This is a genomic window from Mycobacterium sp. (assembly GCF_035570115.1).
Classification (GTDB): Bacteria; Actinomycetota; Actinomycetes; order Mycobacteriales; family Mycobacteriaceae; genus Mycobacterium.
In genome coordinates, this window is record NZ_DATMLH010000212.1 from 16,077 (window position 1) to 32,525 (window position 16,449).

Annotated in this window: 9 protein-coding genes; 5 read left to right on the forward strand and 4 right to left on the reverse strand. The window is 65.1% G+C overall.

Features of this window, described 5'->3' with window-relative positions; genetic code table 11:
- Positions 1–33 precede the first annotated feature (33 nt).
- Positions 34–618 carry an LppP/LprE family lipoprotein gene (locus tag VNW74_RS19170; RefSeq protein ID WP_325679648.1) on the forward strand — a complete coding sequence of 195 codons (585 nt, stop codon included), beginning with the start codon at positions 34–36 and terminating at the stop codon, positions 616–618.
- A gap of 53 nt (positions 619–671) precedes the next feature.
- Positions 672–4,115, forward strand: a complete 3,444-nt coding sequence (locus VNW74_RS19175; RefSeq protein ID WP_325679650.1) for a TM0106 family RecB-like putative nuclease — start codon at positions 672–674, stop codon at positions 4,113–4,115.
- Here VNW74_RS19175 and VNW74_RS19180 read toward each other — a convergent pair.
- Positions 4,112–6,391, reverse strand: a complete 2,280-nt coding sequence (locus tag VNW74_RS19180) for an MFS transporter (RefSeq protein WP_414686724.1) — start codon at positions 6,389–6,391, stop codon at positions 4,112–4,114. The genes VNW74_RS19175 and VNW74_RS19180 overlap by 4 nt on opposite strands.
- Entirely contained in the window at positions 6,388–6,981 is a 594-nt protein-coding gene (locus tag VNW74_RS19185) for a PadR family transcriptional regulator (RefSeq protein ID WP_325679652.1), read from the reverse strand. The genes VNW74_RS19180 and VNW74_RS19185 overlap by 4 nt, the downstream gene beginning before the upstream one ends.
- Positions 6,982–7,184: 203 nt before the next feature.
- Here VNW74_RS19185 and VNW74_RS19190 point away from each other — a divergent pair, with 203 nt between their 5' ends.
- The gene (locus VNW74_RS19190) at positions 7,185–7,940 is read left to right on the forward strand and encodes a hypothetical protein (RefSeq protein ID WP_325679654.1); all 756 of its coding nucleotides are present in this window, start codon (positions 7,185–7,187) and stop codon (positions 7,938–7,940) included.
- Between the two features lie 202 nt (positions 7,941–8,142).
- Entirely contained in the window at positions 8,143–11,841 is a 3,699-nt protein-coding gene (locus VNW74_RS19195; protein ID WP_325679656.1) for a multifunctional oxoglutarate decarboxylase/oxoglutarate dehydrogenase thiamine pyrophosphate-binding subunit/dihydrolipoyllysine-residue succinyltransferase subunit, read from the forward strand.
- Positions 11,842–11,862: 21 nt separating this feature from the next.
- Here the strand turns inward: VNW74_RS19195 and VNW74_RS19200 are convergent, their stop codons facing one another.
- Both VNW74_RS19200 and VNW74_RS19205 read right to left on the reverse strand, forming a co-directional pair.
- Positions 11,863–12,897 (reverse strand): diiron oxygenase, encoded by a 1,035-nt coding sequence (locus VNW74_RS19200; protein WP_325679658.1) that lies wholly within the window; start codon positions 12,895–12,897, stop codon positions 11,863–11,865.
- Positions 12,898–13,119: 222 nt separating this feature from the next.
- Positions 13,120–14,604, reverse strand: coding sequence for an NAD(P)/FAD-dependent oxidoreductase (locus tag VNW74_RS19205; RefSeq protein ID WP_325679660.1), 1,485 nt, complete (start codon positions 14,602–14,604; stop codon positions 13,120–13,122).
- A gap of 318 nt (positions 14,605–14,922) precedes the next feature.
- Here VNW74_RS19205 and VNW74_RS19210 point away from each other — a divergent pair.
- Positions 14,923–16,449, forward strand: a 1,527-nt coding sequence (locus VNW74_RS19210; protein WP_325679662.1) for a hypothetical protein, incomplete at its 3' end; no start/stop codon positions are given.

A 16,449-nucleotide genomic window follows, 5' to 3' on the forward strand; every position in this document is an offset into this window, starting at 1 on the left:
TCGACAGGACCGCTCAAGGTACGGTGCGACCTTGTGTGGAGACGACACTGCGGTGTCCGGCGGCTGACTGGGCTGGCCGCGGCCGCACTGATCGCCAGCACCGGGAGTGGCTGCGGATCGGGCGACTCGACCGTCGCCAAGACACCGCAGGCCACGACGGCCGGAGCGACCGGCGCGCCGCAAGCACCGGGGCCGCCAGCCCCGAGCGCGGCCCCCACCAGCAGCTCCGCGGCGCCCGACCCCTGCGCGGTCAACCTCGCCGCGCCCGCGATCGCCAGAGGAGTGTCGGAGCTTCCGCGCGATCCCCGCAGCCAGCAGCCGTGGAACCCTGAGCCGTTGGCCGGCAACTACAACGAATGCGCGCAGCTGTCGGCGGTGATCGTCAAGGCCAACACCAACGCCGAGAGCCCGAACACCCGGGCGGTGATGTTTCACCTCGGCAAGTTGATACCGCCGCAGGGAGTGCCCGACACCTACGGATTCAACGGGATCGACACCTCGCAGTGCACCGGCGACACAATCGCGTTGACATACTCCGGCGGCATCGGCTTGCCGAGTGTGGTGAAGTTCCGCTGGAACGGCAACGGAGTGGAGCTCATCGCCAACGCAGGACACTGACGGAGCCCGCGCGAGCAGAGTCCCTGTCGGTGGGTCGGCCTACAGTTGCTGCTGTGTTCATGGCAGGCGACAGCATCATCTACAGCGCGTCCGATCTGGCGAAAGCCGCTCGCTGTGAGTACGCCCTGTTACGGGATTTCGACGCGAAGCTCGGCCGGGGTCCCGGCATCGTCGTCGAGGACGAATTACTAGCGCGCACCGCCGCTCTCGGTGACGAACACGAGCGGCGGCGCCTCGAGCAGCTGCGCGACGCATTCGGCGACGGGGTGGTGGTGATCGGCCGACCGGCATACACCGTCGCCGGTTTCGCCGCGGCCGCCGCGGCAACCCAACGGGCGATCGCCGGCAACGCGCCGGTGGTGTACCAGGCCACCATGTTCGACGGCCGCTTCGTCGGGTTCGCCGACTTCCTGGTGCGGGATGGCGGGCAGTACCGGGTTTCCGACACCAAGCTGGCCCGCTCGGAGAAGGTCACCGCACTGCTGCAGATCGCGGCCTATGCCGATACCCTGGGCCGCTCCGGCATTCCGTTATCGCCGGAAGCCGAGTTGGTGCTCGGCAACGGTAACGCGGTGCGCTACCGGATCGACGAGCTCATCCCGGTGTACTCGGAGCAGCGGGCGAGATTGCAGCGGCTGCTCGATGAGCACTACGCCGACGGCACACCGGTGCGCTGGGCGGACGAGCGGATACACGCATGCTTCCGATGCCCGGCCTGCGAGGAGCAGGTGCGCGCAACCGACGATCTGCTGCTGGTCGCGGGCATGCGGGTAAGTCAGCGCGCCAAGCTCGTCGACGCCGGAATCGGCACGCTCGCCGAACTGGCCGACCATGCCGGACCGGTTGCCGATCTATCGGCCCGCACGCTGGACAAGCTGGTAGCGCAGGCCAGACTGCAAGTCCGCCAACGTGATACCCGCACGCCGCAGTTCGAGGTGGCCGACCCGCAGCCGTTGGCGCTGCTGCCCAATCCCGATGACGGGGATCTGTTCTTCGACTTCGAGGGTGATCCGCTGTGGACGGCCGACGGCACCGACTGGGGATTGGAATATCTGTTCGGCGTGTTGGGGGGCGGCCGGTCGGGGGCTTTCCATCCGCTGTGGGCGCACGACCGCCGCGACGAGCGCAAGGCATTGATCGAATTCCTCGCGCTGGTGGCCAAGCGACGCAGGCGCTACCCGAAAATGCACATCTACCACTACGCCTCGTACGAGAAGACGGCGCTGCTGCGCCTCGCCGGACGCCACGGCGTCGGGGAAGACGAGGTGGACGAACTGCTCCGCAGCGGGACCCTGGTCGACCTGTATCCGATCGTGCGCAAGAGTATTCGCGTCGGCAGCGAATCTCTTGGCCTCAAGGCGCTGGAGCCGCTGTACATGGGGTCGCAGCTGCGCTCCGGCGATGTCACCACGGCCGCCGCCTCGATCACCCAGTACGCGCGATACTGCCAGCTCCGCGGCAACGGCCAGTCCGACGAGGCCGCAACAGTGCTGAAGGAGATCGAGGACTACAACCTCTACGACTGCCAATCCACCCGTGCACTGCGTGACTGGCTGCTGATGCGAGCATTCGAATCCGGTATCACACCAATTGGGGCCCAACCTGTTTCGGATGGCGAAAGCATCGAGCACCATGACCCACTGGCAGCCGCCCTGGAAAGGTTCACCGGAGATACAGACGACGGCGCGCGCACTCCTGAGCAGACGGCGGTTGCCCTGGTGTCCGCTGCGCGCGGCTATCATCGCCGCGAGGACAAGCCATTCTGGTGGGCGCATTTCGACCGGCTGAACTACCCGTCGGATGAATGGGCCGATGACACAGACGTCTTCATGATCAGTGACGCGACAGTCGCCGTCGATTGGGACAGGCCTCCGCGTGCGCGCAAATTACAGCGGCGGATACAACTGACGGGCGAATTGGCCCGCGGCGCACTCAACCGCGACGTCTTCGCGCTGTACGAGCCAACGGCCCCGTCCGGCTTGACCGACAACCCTGATCGACGGGCGGCCGGCCACGCCTCGGTCATCGAGGCCGATGACTGGACGGTGCCTACCGATCTGGTCGTCGTTGAGCGAACCCCTAAGGACGGCAATACTTTTGATCAATTGCCGTTCGCCCTCACCCCTGGTCCGCCGATTTCGACCACGTCGCTTCGGGACTCCATCGAATCGACGGCCACCGCCGTCGCCGCCGGACTGCCGCAACTTCCCCGCACCGCGCTGCTCGACATTCTGTTGCGCCGCCCGCCTCGAACCCGCAGCCGCACGGTCCTACCAACGAGCGGCGAAATAGTCGACGACATCACGGCCGCTCTGCTCGACTTGGACTCGTCGTATGTCGCGGTGCACGGACCGCCCGGAACCGGCAAGACGTATACCGCCGCGCGGGTCATCACGCGGTTGGTAGCCGAGCACGGCTGGCGCATCGGTGTCGTCGCGCAATCGCATGCCGTGGTGGAGAATCTGCTCGGCTGTGCGATCGATGCCGGCATCGATCCGCTGCGCGTGGCCAAGAAGCGATACGACCGCGAAGATGTCCGCTGGCAACAGATCGGCGAGCAGGAGTATGCGGGATTCATCACCGGCACCGCCGGATGCGTGATCGGCGGTACCGCATGGGATTTCGCCAACTCCGCTCGCGTTCCGCCCGGCAGTCTTGATCTGCTGGTTATCGACGAGGCCGGCCAATTCTGTTTGGCCAACACCATCGCCGTGGCATCGGCTGCGGCGAACCTGCTGTTGCTCGGCGACCCGCAACAGCTGCCTCAGGTCAGCCAAGGGACACATCCGGAGCCGGTTGACGGATCCGCGCTGGGCTGGCTGGTCGAAGATCACCGCACGTTGCCTGCCGAGCGTGGCTACTTCCTGGACCGCACGCACCGCATGCATCCGGCCGTTTGCGGACCCGTGTCGGCGCTGGCCTACGAAGGCCGATTGCGGTCGCGCGCCGAGCTCACCGCCGCACGTCACCTCGACGGATACCCGCCCGGGGTGCACGTCATTCCTGTCCGCCACGAGGGCAACTCAACCGAGAGCGCTGAGGAATCCGAGGCCATCGTTGCTCAGATCCTGCTACTGGTCGGCTCGGCATGGACCGATGAGCACGGCGCCCGGTCTTTGGGGCCGGCCGACGTGCTGGTGTTGGCACCCTACAACGCGCAGGTTGTCCTGCTGCGGCAGCGGCTGGCGGCCGCCCATCTCGGCGATGTCCGAGTCGGCACCGTCGACAAGTTTCAGGGCGCGCAAGCGCCGGTGGTTTTCATTTCGATGACGGCCTCCTCTGTCGCGGACATTCCACGCGGAATTCCGTTCCTACTCAATCGAAACCGGTTGAACGTGGCGGTCAGCCGCGCACAGTATGCCGCAGTGATCGTGCGTGCCGAGGCGCTGACCGACTACCTGCCCGCTGCACCCGCGGGTTTGGTGGAGCTGGGCGCATTCTTGGCCTTGACGGCCGCTGACACCGCGGCTGGGGTCGCTGCGCCAACCGGCTATTAATCCCGAAACGAATGTCGTCCATAGTCGGCTGTGTCGTCTGGATCCGAGCGGTAGTGCCTGTTGTGTGGCGCATCCCGTTCGCTTGAGCCGTCGCGCCGCTCATGCCGCGCCGGCGGGCGATAACCGCGCCGGTGCTCCCCGCGCGGAGCGGGGGGGCCAGAATGCGGTTCGCGGTCAACAGTTTCACCAACGCTGTCGGCGTCGTCAAAGGACTTCCTGTCACGTTCGCCGCGCGTGCCCGACTCGCGCTGCCGTGCCCAGAATTCCTCGATCGGCCGGAAATGCTCGTCGTCGACATGGAAACCATTGTGGGCGAATCCGATTGGCTCAGCCTCCGATGACGGCGCGGGATCATCGAGAAGACTGCGCCACGATTCGACCGGCGCGCTATGCCAGCTCTCGGCCGGAGCTGGTCGTAGATGCTCGGTGTGCAGGGGCAACGGTTCGGTCTTGTCATCATCGGCACGCGGCCGAGTCGGCGCGACGGCGCGCGGCCGCTCGGGTGAGGCACTGCGCGCGGGCGACAAGGTGTATTCGACGTAGTCGTCGTCATCGTCGAAGCCGTCCCGGAAGCCTTGGAAGGCATCGTCATGACCGACCAGATAACCAGCCCGCTGGTCACCTGAAATGTCTTGTGAAACGCTGGGCCGCACCCGAATCCGCCGAGTCCGCGACTCGGCACCATCCTGGTGACCGACACCGCCATCGCGCGCACCGGCGCGCGGCCGCTGGTCTTCGGCAGGCGCCGAGCGGACGAAGCCGACCATGAACAGCGCCGCCGCTACCCCGAACAGCGCGATGAACGCCGGCAGCAGCATCGACTGGGACATTGCCGCGGAGAATGGCTCGCGCAGGAACTCTGGCAGCTGCAACGCGACGCCCTTGCCGCCCTGCGGGCCGAGCGCCTCGCCGTCGGGCATCGGCGGCATTTGGGACCTGATCCTTGACGTCATGAACGAAGCCATGCCGGCGCTGCCCAACACGGCACCGACCTGACGGGTCGCGTTGTAGACGCCGGAACCGGCCCCGGCCAGGCGCGGCGGCAGGTTGCGGATCCCGGTGGCGGCCAGCGGCGCCCAGATGAACGCACTCCCCACACCCAGCGCAACAAATGGCAAGACCAACTGCCAGATCGGCGCCGACGGCGTCATCGCGATTGAGAGCCACGTGACTCCGATCGCCAATGCCGAAAACCCGAAACCGACCACCGATCGGGGGTGGGCTCGGTCGACGATCCTGCCGACGAGAGGAGCGAGCAGACCACTGGTGATCGCCATCGGCGCGGTCAGCAAGGCCGACCGGGTTGGCGACAATCCGCACACCGCCTGCGCGTAGAACATCAGCGGCAGCACCATCGCGGTCGCCGCAAACCCGACGACCCCACCGGCCAGATTGGACAGGCTGAAGTCGCGGTCACCGAAGATGTCCAGCGGGATCAGCGGCTCGTCGGTGCTGACCGACTGCCAGTAGACGAACGCGGTCATGAGCCCGACGCCGGCCACGAGCACCGCCCAGATCCACGGCGCCCAGCCGCTGGGCTGGCCCTCCTGCAGGGCGAAGACGATGAGGAACATCGCCACTCCGGACAACCCCACACCAACCAGGTCGAATCGGTGTTTGTGCGTGGGCAGGACCGGGATCAGCCAAACGGCCAGCCCCAGACCAATGATGCCGATCGGGACGTTGACGAAGAAGATCCATGCCCAGCCCAGCGCGTCCACCAGCACACCGCCGGCCAACGGTCCGACGAGCGTGGCGACGCCGGCGGTTGCACCCCACACGCTCATCGCCATCCCACGACGTTCCGGCGGGAAAATGCGGGTGATCACCGACAGCGTCTGGGGGGTCAGCACCCCGGCGCCGATGCCCTGCACCACCCGGGCGGCGATCAGCATCCCGATGGTCCCCGACAGGCCGCACCAAAGTGAGGCGGCAGTGAATACCGCGAGGCCGAGCACATAGAGGTTTTTCGGACCGAACCGGTCACCGAGTCGACCGGCGACCAGCAACGGAACCGCGTAAGCGAGCAGGTAGGCACTGGTCACCCAGATCACCGAGTCGTAACTGGTGCCGAGCTTGGCCATGATGCTCGGGTTGGCGACCGCCACGATGGTCGAGTCGAGCAGGATCATGAAGAAGCCGACCATCATCGCCCAGAGCGCGTCCCAAGGACTTGCAGAGTTCGTACGCTTGGTCCCCGCCGCGCCGCCAGGGCCTCGGGTGCCGCCGTCCGTTCGTCCGCGCGTCGGTCGCCCGCGAGCAGTCGCCGTGGTCATACCCCTCCCTCGCCTTGGCTCCGCACCTCGCCGGCCGCCCGCCTCGACTCCAGCTGGCCGGACCGCAGCGAGCTAGCGAACTCACGCAGCCACGCGAGCTCGGCCTGCATCATTGCCAGCAAGTAGTCCAATGCGACCAGATACCCACCCGGAGTGACACCAGCGTCGCGAAGCGCCATGATTTCGGCCGCCCGGGCCTCCAGCGCCCCAACACGGTCATCGACCGCGTTCGCCGCGGAATCGCCACCCAGGGTATTGACCTCGGCAAGTGCGACGACGAACTGCGGGAACTCATAGACCGGTATTGCGATCAGTTGGCACACCCGCTCAGCAAGCGCCTCGGCTCCTGCGTCGGTGATCTCGTAGATGACACGCTCGGGCCGCTTCCCATCCCTGGCCGTCGCCGCCCGCCGGATCAGTTTCTCCTCGGTCAACCGGTCGACGACGTGATACAGCGACCCGGGCCGGACCTTCACGATCCGGTCCGCGTTACGTTCGACGAGGGTCTGGAACATCTCGTAGCCGTGCATCGGGCGCTCCCGTAGCAGCGCCAACACCGAGATACCCAACGACGTCAGTTGGTAGGCCATCGACCATCCCCCAGCTTGGCGGGCTGCACCGGCTCTTCGTCGGGCTCGGCACTTCCCCGCATCGTCTCCAGGCGTTCGCAGCGGATTATTCCTGGTGGACTAATCACAATGACGCCCGCCCCACGTTTCGTGGCACCGGCGCTAGCCTGAAGGCAGGCCGCGGCCTCAGGAAAGAGCCGGGCACATCCACTTCGGAGGCACTTATGAGCGCCCGACGGACGCACACAGCGGACGACTCGCTGCCCGCCGCCACAAACGGCAAGCCCAAGGCATCCGCGCGCGCACTGGCGCAGATCATCGAACGGAGCTCGCGGATTCAGGGGCCGGCGGCCACGGCTTATGTGGAACGGCTGCGCCGTGCGAGCCCGGAGGCCGCGCCCGCCGTTATCACCGCCAAGCTGGAGAAGCGGTATCTGAGTGCCGTCACGGCCAGCGGCGCGGCAGTGGGTTCGGCCGCTTTGCTGCCGGGGGTCGGCACACTGGCTGCGCTGTCCGCGGCCGCCGGGGAGACGGCGGTGTTCCTGGAGGCCACCGCGTTCTTTGCGCTGGCGATCGCGGCGGTGCACGGTGTTCCGGCCGAAAATCGGGAACTGCGCCGCGCCCTGGTGCTGGCCGTACTGGTTGGCGATGACAGCAAGAACGCCGTCGGCGAACTGCTCGGTCCGGGCCGCACGAGCGGTGCGTGGTTGTCGGAGGGGGCGGCATCGCTGCCAATGCCCGCGTTGGCACAGTTGAATTCGCGGTTGCTCAAGCGCGCAGTCAGGCGGTTCACGCTGCGTCGCAGTGCGCTGCTGTTCGGCAAGATGCTGCCGATCGGTATCGGCGCCGTCATCGGCGCCATCGGCAACCGGTTGGTGGGCAAGAAGATCGTGCGCAATACGCGCAAGGCGTTCGGCACTCCCCCGGTTCGGTGGCCGGTCACGCTGCACCTGCTGCCCCCGGTTCACGACGCCACCTAGCGCGGCGACGATGCAGAGCGTCCCTGTCGCAGCGCGGACCAGGCTGGTCAGGACGCGTGGCGGATTGTCGGCAAAGGGTTAGCCTTTATGAGGCGGAAACGTCGGGGCCGCCGCAGGTGAGATGCGCCGACACCGTGTGCAGGAAGTGGCAAGCGTCACGTAGCGGGCTTGCCGGACAGAGGAATCGAGGCGAGCAGCTGCCGTGAGCACTACGAGTTCACCATTCGGCCAGAACGAATGGCTGGTCGAGGAGATGTACCGCAAGTTCCGCGAAGACCCCTCGTCGGTCGACCCGAGCTGGCATGAGTTTCTGGTCGACTACAACCCCGAGCCGACGGGCGACGGTTCGACGACAGCTGACGGGCCGCCCGCCTCGGCCCCGGCTGCCGGGGCCGTACCCGCCCCTGCCGCCGCGCCGTCACCTCCTGCTGTGACCACCGCCCCCGTCGGCAACGGCATGACCAGCGCACCGCCGGCCGTGGCGCCTGCGCGCCCCCTCGGCCCGGCGCCGGTCGACGGGGATGAAGTCCAGGTGCTGCGGGGTGCGGCCGCCGCCGTCGTGAAGAACATGTCGCTGTCGCTGGATCTGCCGACGGCGACCAGCGTTCGGGCCATCCCGGCCAAGCTGATGATCGACAACCGCACCGTCATCAACAACCAGCTCAAGCGCACCCGCGGCGGCAAGATCTCCTTCACCCATCTGCTGGGCTACGCGTTGGTGCAGGCGCTCAAAGCGTTCCCGAACATGAACCGGCACTACGCCGAGGTCGACGGCAAGCCCACCTCGGTCACGCCGGCTCACATCAATCTCGGCTTGGCGATTGACTTGCAGGGCAAGGACGGCAAGCGCTCGTTGGTGGTTGCGGGCATCAAAGGTTGCGAGACGATGCGATTCGCGCAGTTCGTCACCGCCTATGAAGACATCGTCCGCCGTGCCCGTGACGGCAAATTGACCGCCGAAGACTTTGCCGGCGTGACGGTTTCGTTGACCAACCCCGGCACCATCGGCACCGTGCACTCGGTGCCGCGGCTGATGGCGGGCCAGGGCGCGATTATCGGCGTGGGAGCCATGGAGTACCCGGCCGAATTCCAGGGCGCCAGTGCCGAACGCATCGCCGAACTGGGTATTGGCAAGCTGATCACGCTGACCTCGACCTACGACCACCGCATTATCCAGGGCGCCGAATCCGGTGACTTCCTGCGCACGATCCATGAGATGGTGCTGGCCGATGAGTTTTGGGACGAGATCTTCCGGGAGATGGGCGTCCCGTACTTGCCGATTCGGTGGAGCACCGACAACCCCGACTCGATCGTCGACAAGAACGCCCGCGTGATGGAGTTGATCGCGGCCTACCGCAACCGCGGCCATCTGATGGCCGACATCGACCCACTTCGGTTAGACAACACCCGCTTCCGCAGCCACCCGGATCTCGAAGTGCTGACCCACGGCCTGACGCTGTGGGATCTCGACCGGGTGTTCAAAGTCAACGGCTTCGCCGGCGCTGAGTACAAGAAGCTGCGGGACATTCTGGGCCTGTTGCGCGACGCCTACTGTCGCCACATCGGCGTGGAGTACACCCACATCCTCGATCCCGAGCAGCTGGAGTGGCTGGAAGAGCGCGTCGAGACCAAGCACGTCAAACCGACTGTGGCCCAACAGAAGTACGTTCTGAGCAAGCTCAATGCGGCCGAGGCATTCGAGACGTTCCTACAGACAAAGTACGTCGGGCAGAAGCGGTTCTCGCTGGAGGGCGCCGAAAGCACCATCCCGCTGATGGACGCGGCGATCGACCAGTGCGCCGAGCACGGGCTCGACGAGGTGGTGATCGCGATGCCGCACCGCGGCCGGCTCAATGTACTGGCCAACATCGTCGGCAAGCCCTACTCGCAGATCTTCTCGGAGTTCGAGGGCAATCTGAACCCCGCGCAGGCGCACGGCTCCGGTGACGTCAAATATCACCTCGGCGCCACCGGCCTGTATCTACAGATGTTCGGCGACAACGACATTCAAGTGTCGTTGACCGCCAACCCGTCGCACCTGGAAGCCGTGGACCCGGTGCTGGAGGGTCTGGTTCGGGCCAAGCAGGACCTGCTCGATAAGGGTGACGGTGAAGACGGCTTCTCGGTGATGCCGCTGATGCTGCACGGCGACGCCGCCTTCGCCGGCCAGGGTGTGGTCGCCGAGACGCTGAACCTGGCCACGCTGCCCGGCTACCGGGTCGGCGGCACCATACACATCATCGTCAACAACCAGATCGGGTTCACCACTTCGCCGGAATACTCCAAGTCCAGCGAATACTGCACCGACGTCGCGAAGATGATCGGAGCACCCATCTTCCACGTCAACGGCGACGACCCGGAGGCGTGCGTATGGGTGGCGCGCTTGGCCGTGGACTTCCGGCAGCAGTTCAAGAAAGACGTCGTCATCGACATGCTGTGCTACCGGCGGCGCGGGCACAACGAGGGCGACGACCCGTCGATGACCAACCCCGCCATGTACGACGTCGTCGACACCAAGCGAGGGGTGCGCAAGACCTACACCGAAGCGCTGATCGGTCGTGGCGACATCTCGATGAAAGAGGCCGAGGACGCGCTGCGCGACTACCAGGGTCAGCTTGAACGGGTCTTCAACGATGTCCGCGAACTGGAGAAGCACGGAGTGCAGCCGAGCGCATCGGTGGAGTCCAACCAGATGCTCGCGGCAGGGCTTGACACCGCGGTGGACAAGGCGTTGCTGGCCCGGATCGGCGACGCATTCCTCGCCCTCCCAGAGGGATTCACCGCGCATCCCCGAGTCACGCCAGTGCTGGAAAAGCGCCGCGAGATGGCCTACGAGGGCAAGGTCGACTGGGCGTTCGGTGAATTGCTGGCGTTGGGTTCGCTGGTGGCCGAAGGCAAGTTGGTGCGGCTATCCGGGCAGGACACTCGGCGCGGCACGTTCTCCCAGCGGCATTCGGTGCTTATCGATCGCCGCACCTGCGAGGAGTTCACGCCGCTGCGGCTGCTGATGACCGATCGGGACGGCAACCCGACCGGCGGCAAGTTCATGGTCTATGACTCGCCGCTGTCGGAGTACGCCGCCATCGGCTTCGAGTACGGCTACACCGTCGGCAATCCGGACGCACTTGTCTTGTGGGAGGGCCAGTTCGGCGATTTCGTCAATGGCGCCCAGTCAATCATCGACGAATTCATCAGCTCCGGAGAGGCGAAATGGGGCCAACTGTCCAGTGTCGTGCTGCTGCTGCCGCACGGACACGAAGGCCAGGGTCCTGATCACACCTCCGGCCGCATCGAGCGCTTCCTGCAGCTGTGGGCGGAAGGTTCGATGACGATCGCGGTGCCGTCGACGCCGGCCAACTACTTCCACTTGTTGCGCCGGCACGCCCTCGACGGTGTGCAGCGCCCACTGATCGTGTTCACGCCGAAGTCCATGCTGCGCAATAAAGCCGCGGTCAGCGACATCAGGGACTTCACCGAGACCAAGTTCCACTCCGTGCTCGAGGAACCCACCTATCAAGATGGCATCGGTGACCGCAGCAAGGCGACCCGAATGCTGCTGACCAGCGGCAAGATCTACTACGAGCTGGCGGCGCGCAAGGCCAAGGACGGTCGCGACGACGTCGCGATCGTGCGTATCGAACAGCTCGCGCCGCTGCCGTTCAAGCGGATCCGCGAAATGCTGGACCACTACCCGAACGTCAGCGAGTACTTCTGGGTGCAGGAAGAGCCCGCCAACCAGGGCGCCTGGCCCCGGTTCGGCTTGGAGCTACCCGAGCTGTTCCCAGGCAAACTAACTGGGATCAAACGCATTTCGCGGCGCGCCATGTCGGCACCGTCGTCGGGCTCGTCGAAGGTGCACGCCGTGGAACAGCAGGAGATCATCGACGAGGCATTCAGCTGAGCGAAGCGGAACGCCGCTCGCTCAGGCCGCCCGGACGGCGTCCACGTGCCCGCGCCGCGGTTCGCTGCGGTACCGGGACGGCTCGCCGTCGATCCTGCACATCCGCCACATCAGCCTTGCCGCCCAATTCATCAATCCAGTCTCGTCACAAAGCATTCGGACGTCGGCGAACATGTCGCGCAGCAACCGGCGTGATTCGGGCGCGCGGAAGAACACCTGCTTGCGCACCTTGCGCGGGATGCCGAATTCTCGCCAGAAGGCCTTCGGCGGCACCACCACCGCCAGGCCAAGCATACGCATGATCACCGGGATGTACAGGGACAGCAACAAGCGCTTCCACCAGGCCAGACCGGGAAGACGCTTACGCAGATACCCGTCGGCGAACGAAATATGGCGGGCCTCCTCGGCCACGTGGATGGCCATCACCCGTCCGACGATGGGGTGCGTCGTCTCGGCTTCGCGAAGGATGTTCCGCTGAATGTGGTCAAAGGGCTCCTCAACAGCGAGTACGCCGAAGAAGAACGCATTCGGCAGCGGACCCGCGAACATCGGGATAACCGGTAAGAGCCACCGCAGGTAACGCGGCACGCCGGGCACGTCGGCGCCGATGTGGTTCACCATCTCCTGGAACATCATGCTGTGGTGGCACTCTTCGGCCGCCTCGTGCAAGCAGTACCGGTACTCCGGTGACCCGTTGGGCACCCTCAACGTGTAGTTCATCAGGCCGCGGATCAGGACGTTCTCGAAATGCAAGCCGACCTTGGCGACATTGGACTGACGCCACATACCCATCTTGATTTGACGCTCCCGCGCCTGCGCCCGGTACCAGGGATGCCGACCCAGCGGGTCGGTCGACGGCAGAATCCAGCGCGGATCGTTGTCGGTCACCCCGAACTCGGGCGAGTTCCAGTCGATGTCGATGTACGGATTGAAATTGCGCCGCACCGACGCCTGGGAGAGTGTGGTGAGCATGTCGACGTACGGCGTGTCATCCAAAACGTCCGTATTGTGGCGGCGACGCCGCACCGTCGCGGTCTGAGCCGTCTTCTGGTTCACCTGGCCGCCTCCCCCCTGAACTTTTACATTGGATGTGTTGTGTCCAGCGGCACCTGCCGATAGTGCGGTACCGCCATTAAACCAGACCCCACACGACGGTAAAGGCCGACATCAGCCGGTATCGACGCGCTCGTTACCGTCGCGGTGCATAACCGTAAGCAGCGGGCGACCTCCGGCAAGACCAGTTCCGGCCAATGTCGGCAGTGACGAGTGCGCGAGGCGTCATGCTATTGAGTAATCGCTCAACGGGAATCGGTCCTGCTCCTTGACGGCGCTGAGCACCGACGTCGGCCGGAAAAGCGGTGCCTCCCCGCTGTGGTTGAACCAGTACGACCGCGAGGTCGCACAGTTGCCGGCATAGAACACCGATTTGTCGAGCAGCTCGGTCATCCGGTCGAGGAAGCGGGCATTGGCCTGTTCGGTGACCTCGAAGGTGCGGGCACCGCGGCGCTGTAGTTCGCCGAACAGCCGATCCATGTGTCGCATCTGGTATTCCACCGTGTTAAACCACGACAGACCGACCCACGCGTAGGGGCTGGCCATCGACAAGAAGTTCGGGAAGTAGGGCACCGAGACGCCTTGATACGCCTGGAACCTGGTGTCCCGCCACCACTTTCCGAGGTCCCGGCCCTCCCGGCCGATCACCTCGATCGCCGGCATGTTGGCGTCCCACACGTCGTATCCAGTCGCCAGGACCAGGGTGTCGATAAACCGCTTGCTGCCGTCGCACGCGACGATGCCGTCGGGCTCGATCCGCTCGATGCCACTGGTTTCGAGATGCACGTGCGGCTTGGTGAATGCCCGGTAGTAGGAGTTGGACATGGTCGGCCGCTTGCAACCGAAGTCGTAATCCGGGTTCAGTTTGCGCCACAGCTGCGTGTCGCGCACCGACAGCAACCGATAGAGTTTGGACAGGTCTGCGACGGCGAAGTTGACTCGCTTGAAGTACCGGAATTTCCACATCGCGATTACCATCATGAACTCGATGGCGGTGTCGGTGATCCACCGCACAATGCGTTGCGCAACAGGCAGCCGGGCGAAAATCCGTTGCACCGCAGGCGAAAGCGCGACATCAGGCTTGGGCATCACCCAGATCGGCGTGCGCTGATACACGGTCAGCTCGGAAGCTTCGTTGGCCAACTCGGGAATCACCTGCACACCGGTGGAGCCGGTTCCGATGACCGCCGCCCGGCGTCCATTTACCGAGTAACTGTCGTCCCAGTCGGCGGTGTGGATGATGCGCCCAGCAAACGTGTCGATACCGGGGATATCCGGCAGGCGGGGCTGCGACAAGAACCCGGTCGCGGCGACCAGAAACTGTGCGTCCAGCGTCTCACCGCCGGCAAGCGCGACCCGCCAGAGCTGGGCATCGTCGTCCCACCGGGCACCTTCGACGGTCGTGTTGAACCGCATGTAGCGGCGCACGTTGTACTTGTCGGCCACATGCTCGGCGTAGCGCTTCAGTTCGGCGCCCGGAGCGAAGAGGCGCGACCAGTACGGGTTGGGCTCGAACCAGTAGGAATAGGTGGTCGACGGGACGTCGACGGTAAGCCCCGGATAGTGGTTGACGTGCCAGGTTCCGCCCAGGTCGTTCTCGCGTTCGACGATCACGATGTCGTCGTAGCCCAACCGGTTGAGTTGGATCGCCGCACCGATTCCACCGAAACCCGCGCCCACGATGACGACGTCGAACTGCTGGGTGCCCATAATCCGTAGACCGTACTCCACACGGCGCCGCCTTACAGCGCACTCAGCCGGTCGAGCAGCAGGTCAGACAGCGATTCAGTTGCCGTCAAGGACGCCTTGGGTGGTCTCGAATCGTTCGTGTGTGGCCGGCTGGGGACAGCCGTCACCGGCGTTGGGCGAGTAATCCTCGCGACAAGCTGGCCAATAACCGGGACAAGCGGTTGGTTCTCAGGTAATTTTTAGCCTCAACCGACTCGGTAGGGGGCCACTATGCACGCGTCCGCACGTCCTTGCGCCATCGCGGGGTCCGCCCTGCTGACGTCCGGCATGCTCGCTGTGATGCCGACCGTGCAGCCAGCCGGTCTCCGCGTCGACAACATGGACGTGCGCCTGGTGGACGCGGGCAGTTTGCTGACTGATGTGACCGGCGCGCTCGGCACTGTCGACCCGCTCACCAGCCTCGGTGGCCTCAGTCTCCCCGACCTCGGGAGCCTCGATCTTGGTGGCCTAAACCTTGGCGGCATCGAGAACATCCCGTACAACCTGTTCGCTGACATCGTGAATATCCCTGCGAACGAGATCACCGCCTTAGGAACTTATGCGGCGGCCCTCGGGCCGGCCGGCGAGAGCACTGTCGCCGATGTTCCCGGCTTATTACAAACCGTAGATCTTCCCGTTGGAGCCGGCGGCGCTATGGAGCCCGTGATCGAGGGTGCCGTCGGACCCGGCGGCGCTTGGGAGCCGCTCGGGATCGCGGGGACCGGCAGTTGGTACATGGAATCCATCGGCAACACGTGGGGTTGGGACGACGGCAACTTCGCGCAGGTGGACGCGATCTCTAACCTGCTGGTGCCGTTCCCAGCGTTCAGCACAGCCGTCGCCGACGAAGTGCAGGTCCTCACGCAGAGCGAGATCGTTGATGGAGCCGCAAACAATTGCGAGTTCGAATGCGCCAACGTCCTGGGTTGGTTCGGCAGCTGGTTCAACACACCGCTGACGCAGCTGCTTTCCGGCTTCTCGTTTGGGAACATCGTGGAGGACACCGTCGGGTCGAATAGCACGACGGGCGTAGTCAATATCCCGGGGGACACAATCTGGTCCCCCTCGGTCTTCGGCTCACCCACGACAGTGGTCCTGAACCCACTGTTGCCCTTCGAAAGTCTCGCCGATAATTTGACGGGGAGTCCGGCTTCGAACCCGATCGAGATGCCCAACGTTGAAACCCTGTTCACCAACCTGGGAAACGTCTCCACTGACTTCCAGACTGACTTCAATCCGTTTGAAACGGGCAGTTTCTTGTACTGGGGGGCCCCGACCGATTACAGCATCCCGGCCGCCTTGGCCGGCTTCGTCGAGGACTTCACGGGCATACCGAACCAATTCATCAACCCCGACATCAACCCCATCCCCGACATTGGCTGGCAACCGTTGGGCGCGGAGCCCATTACGGGGTACACCGACGGCCCGTCGTCGCTGCTGACGGGCCTGCCGGCGGGGTTCGAGTACCTGGTGCAGGGCCTAGTCGGATACCTGGACCCGAGCATCTACCTCGACGCGATAGAGAACGACGTCAGCGGACTGACCGGAGCCCTGGAGAACCCTGCTTCACTGCTGAGCGACATCCCCTTAGCAACGTTCTTGCTGGGCGACCCCAGCTCGCTGCTCGGACCGCTGGACCTAAGCTCGCTGGTCGGGTCGACCGATCCAGGCTCGCTGCTCGGGTCTACCGACCTAAGCTCGCTGCTCGGGTCGGTCGATCCAAGCTCGCTGCTCGGGTCGTTCGACCCAAGCACACTGGCCGGCGACCTCAGCACACTTCTGGCGTCCGGTGCAGCCAACACGGCTATAACGACTATCCCCGACCTA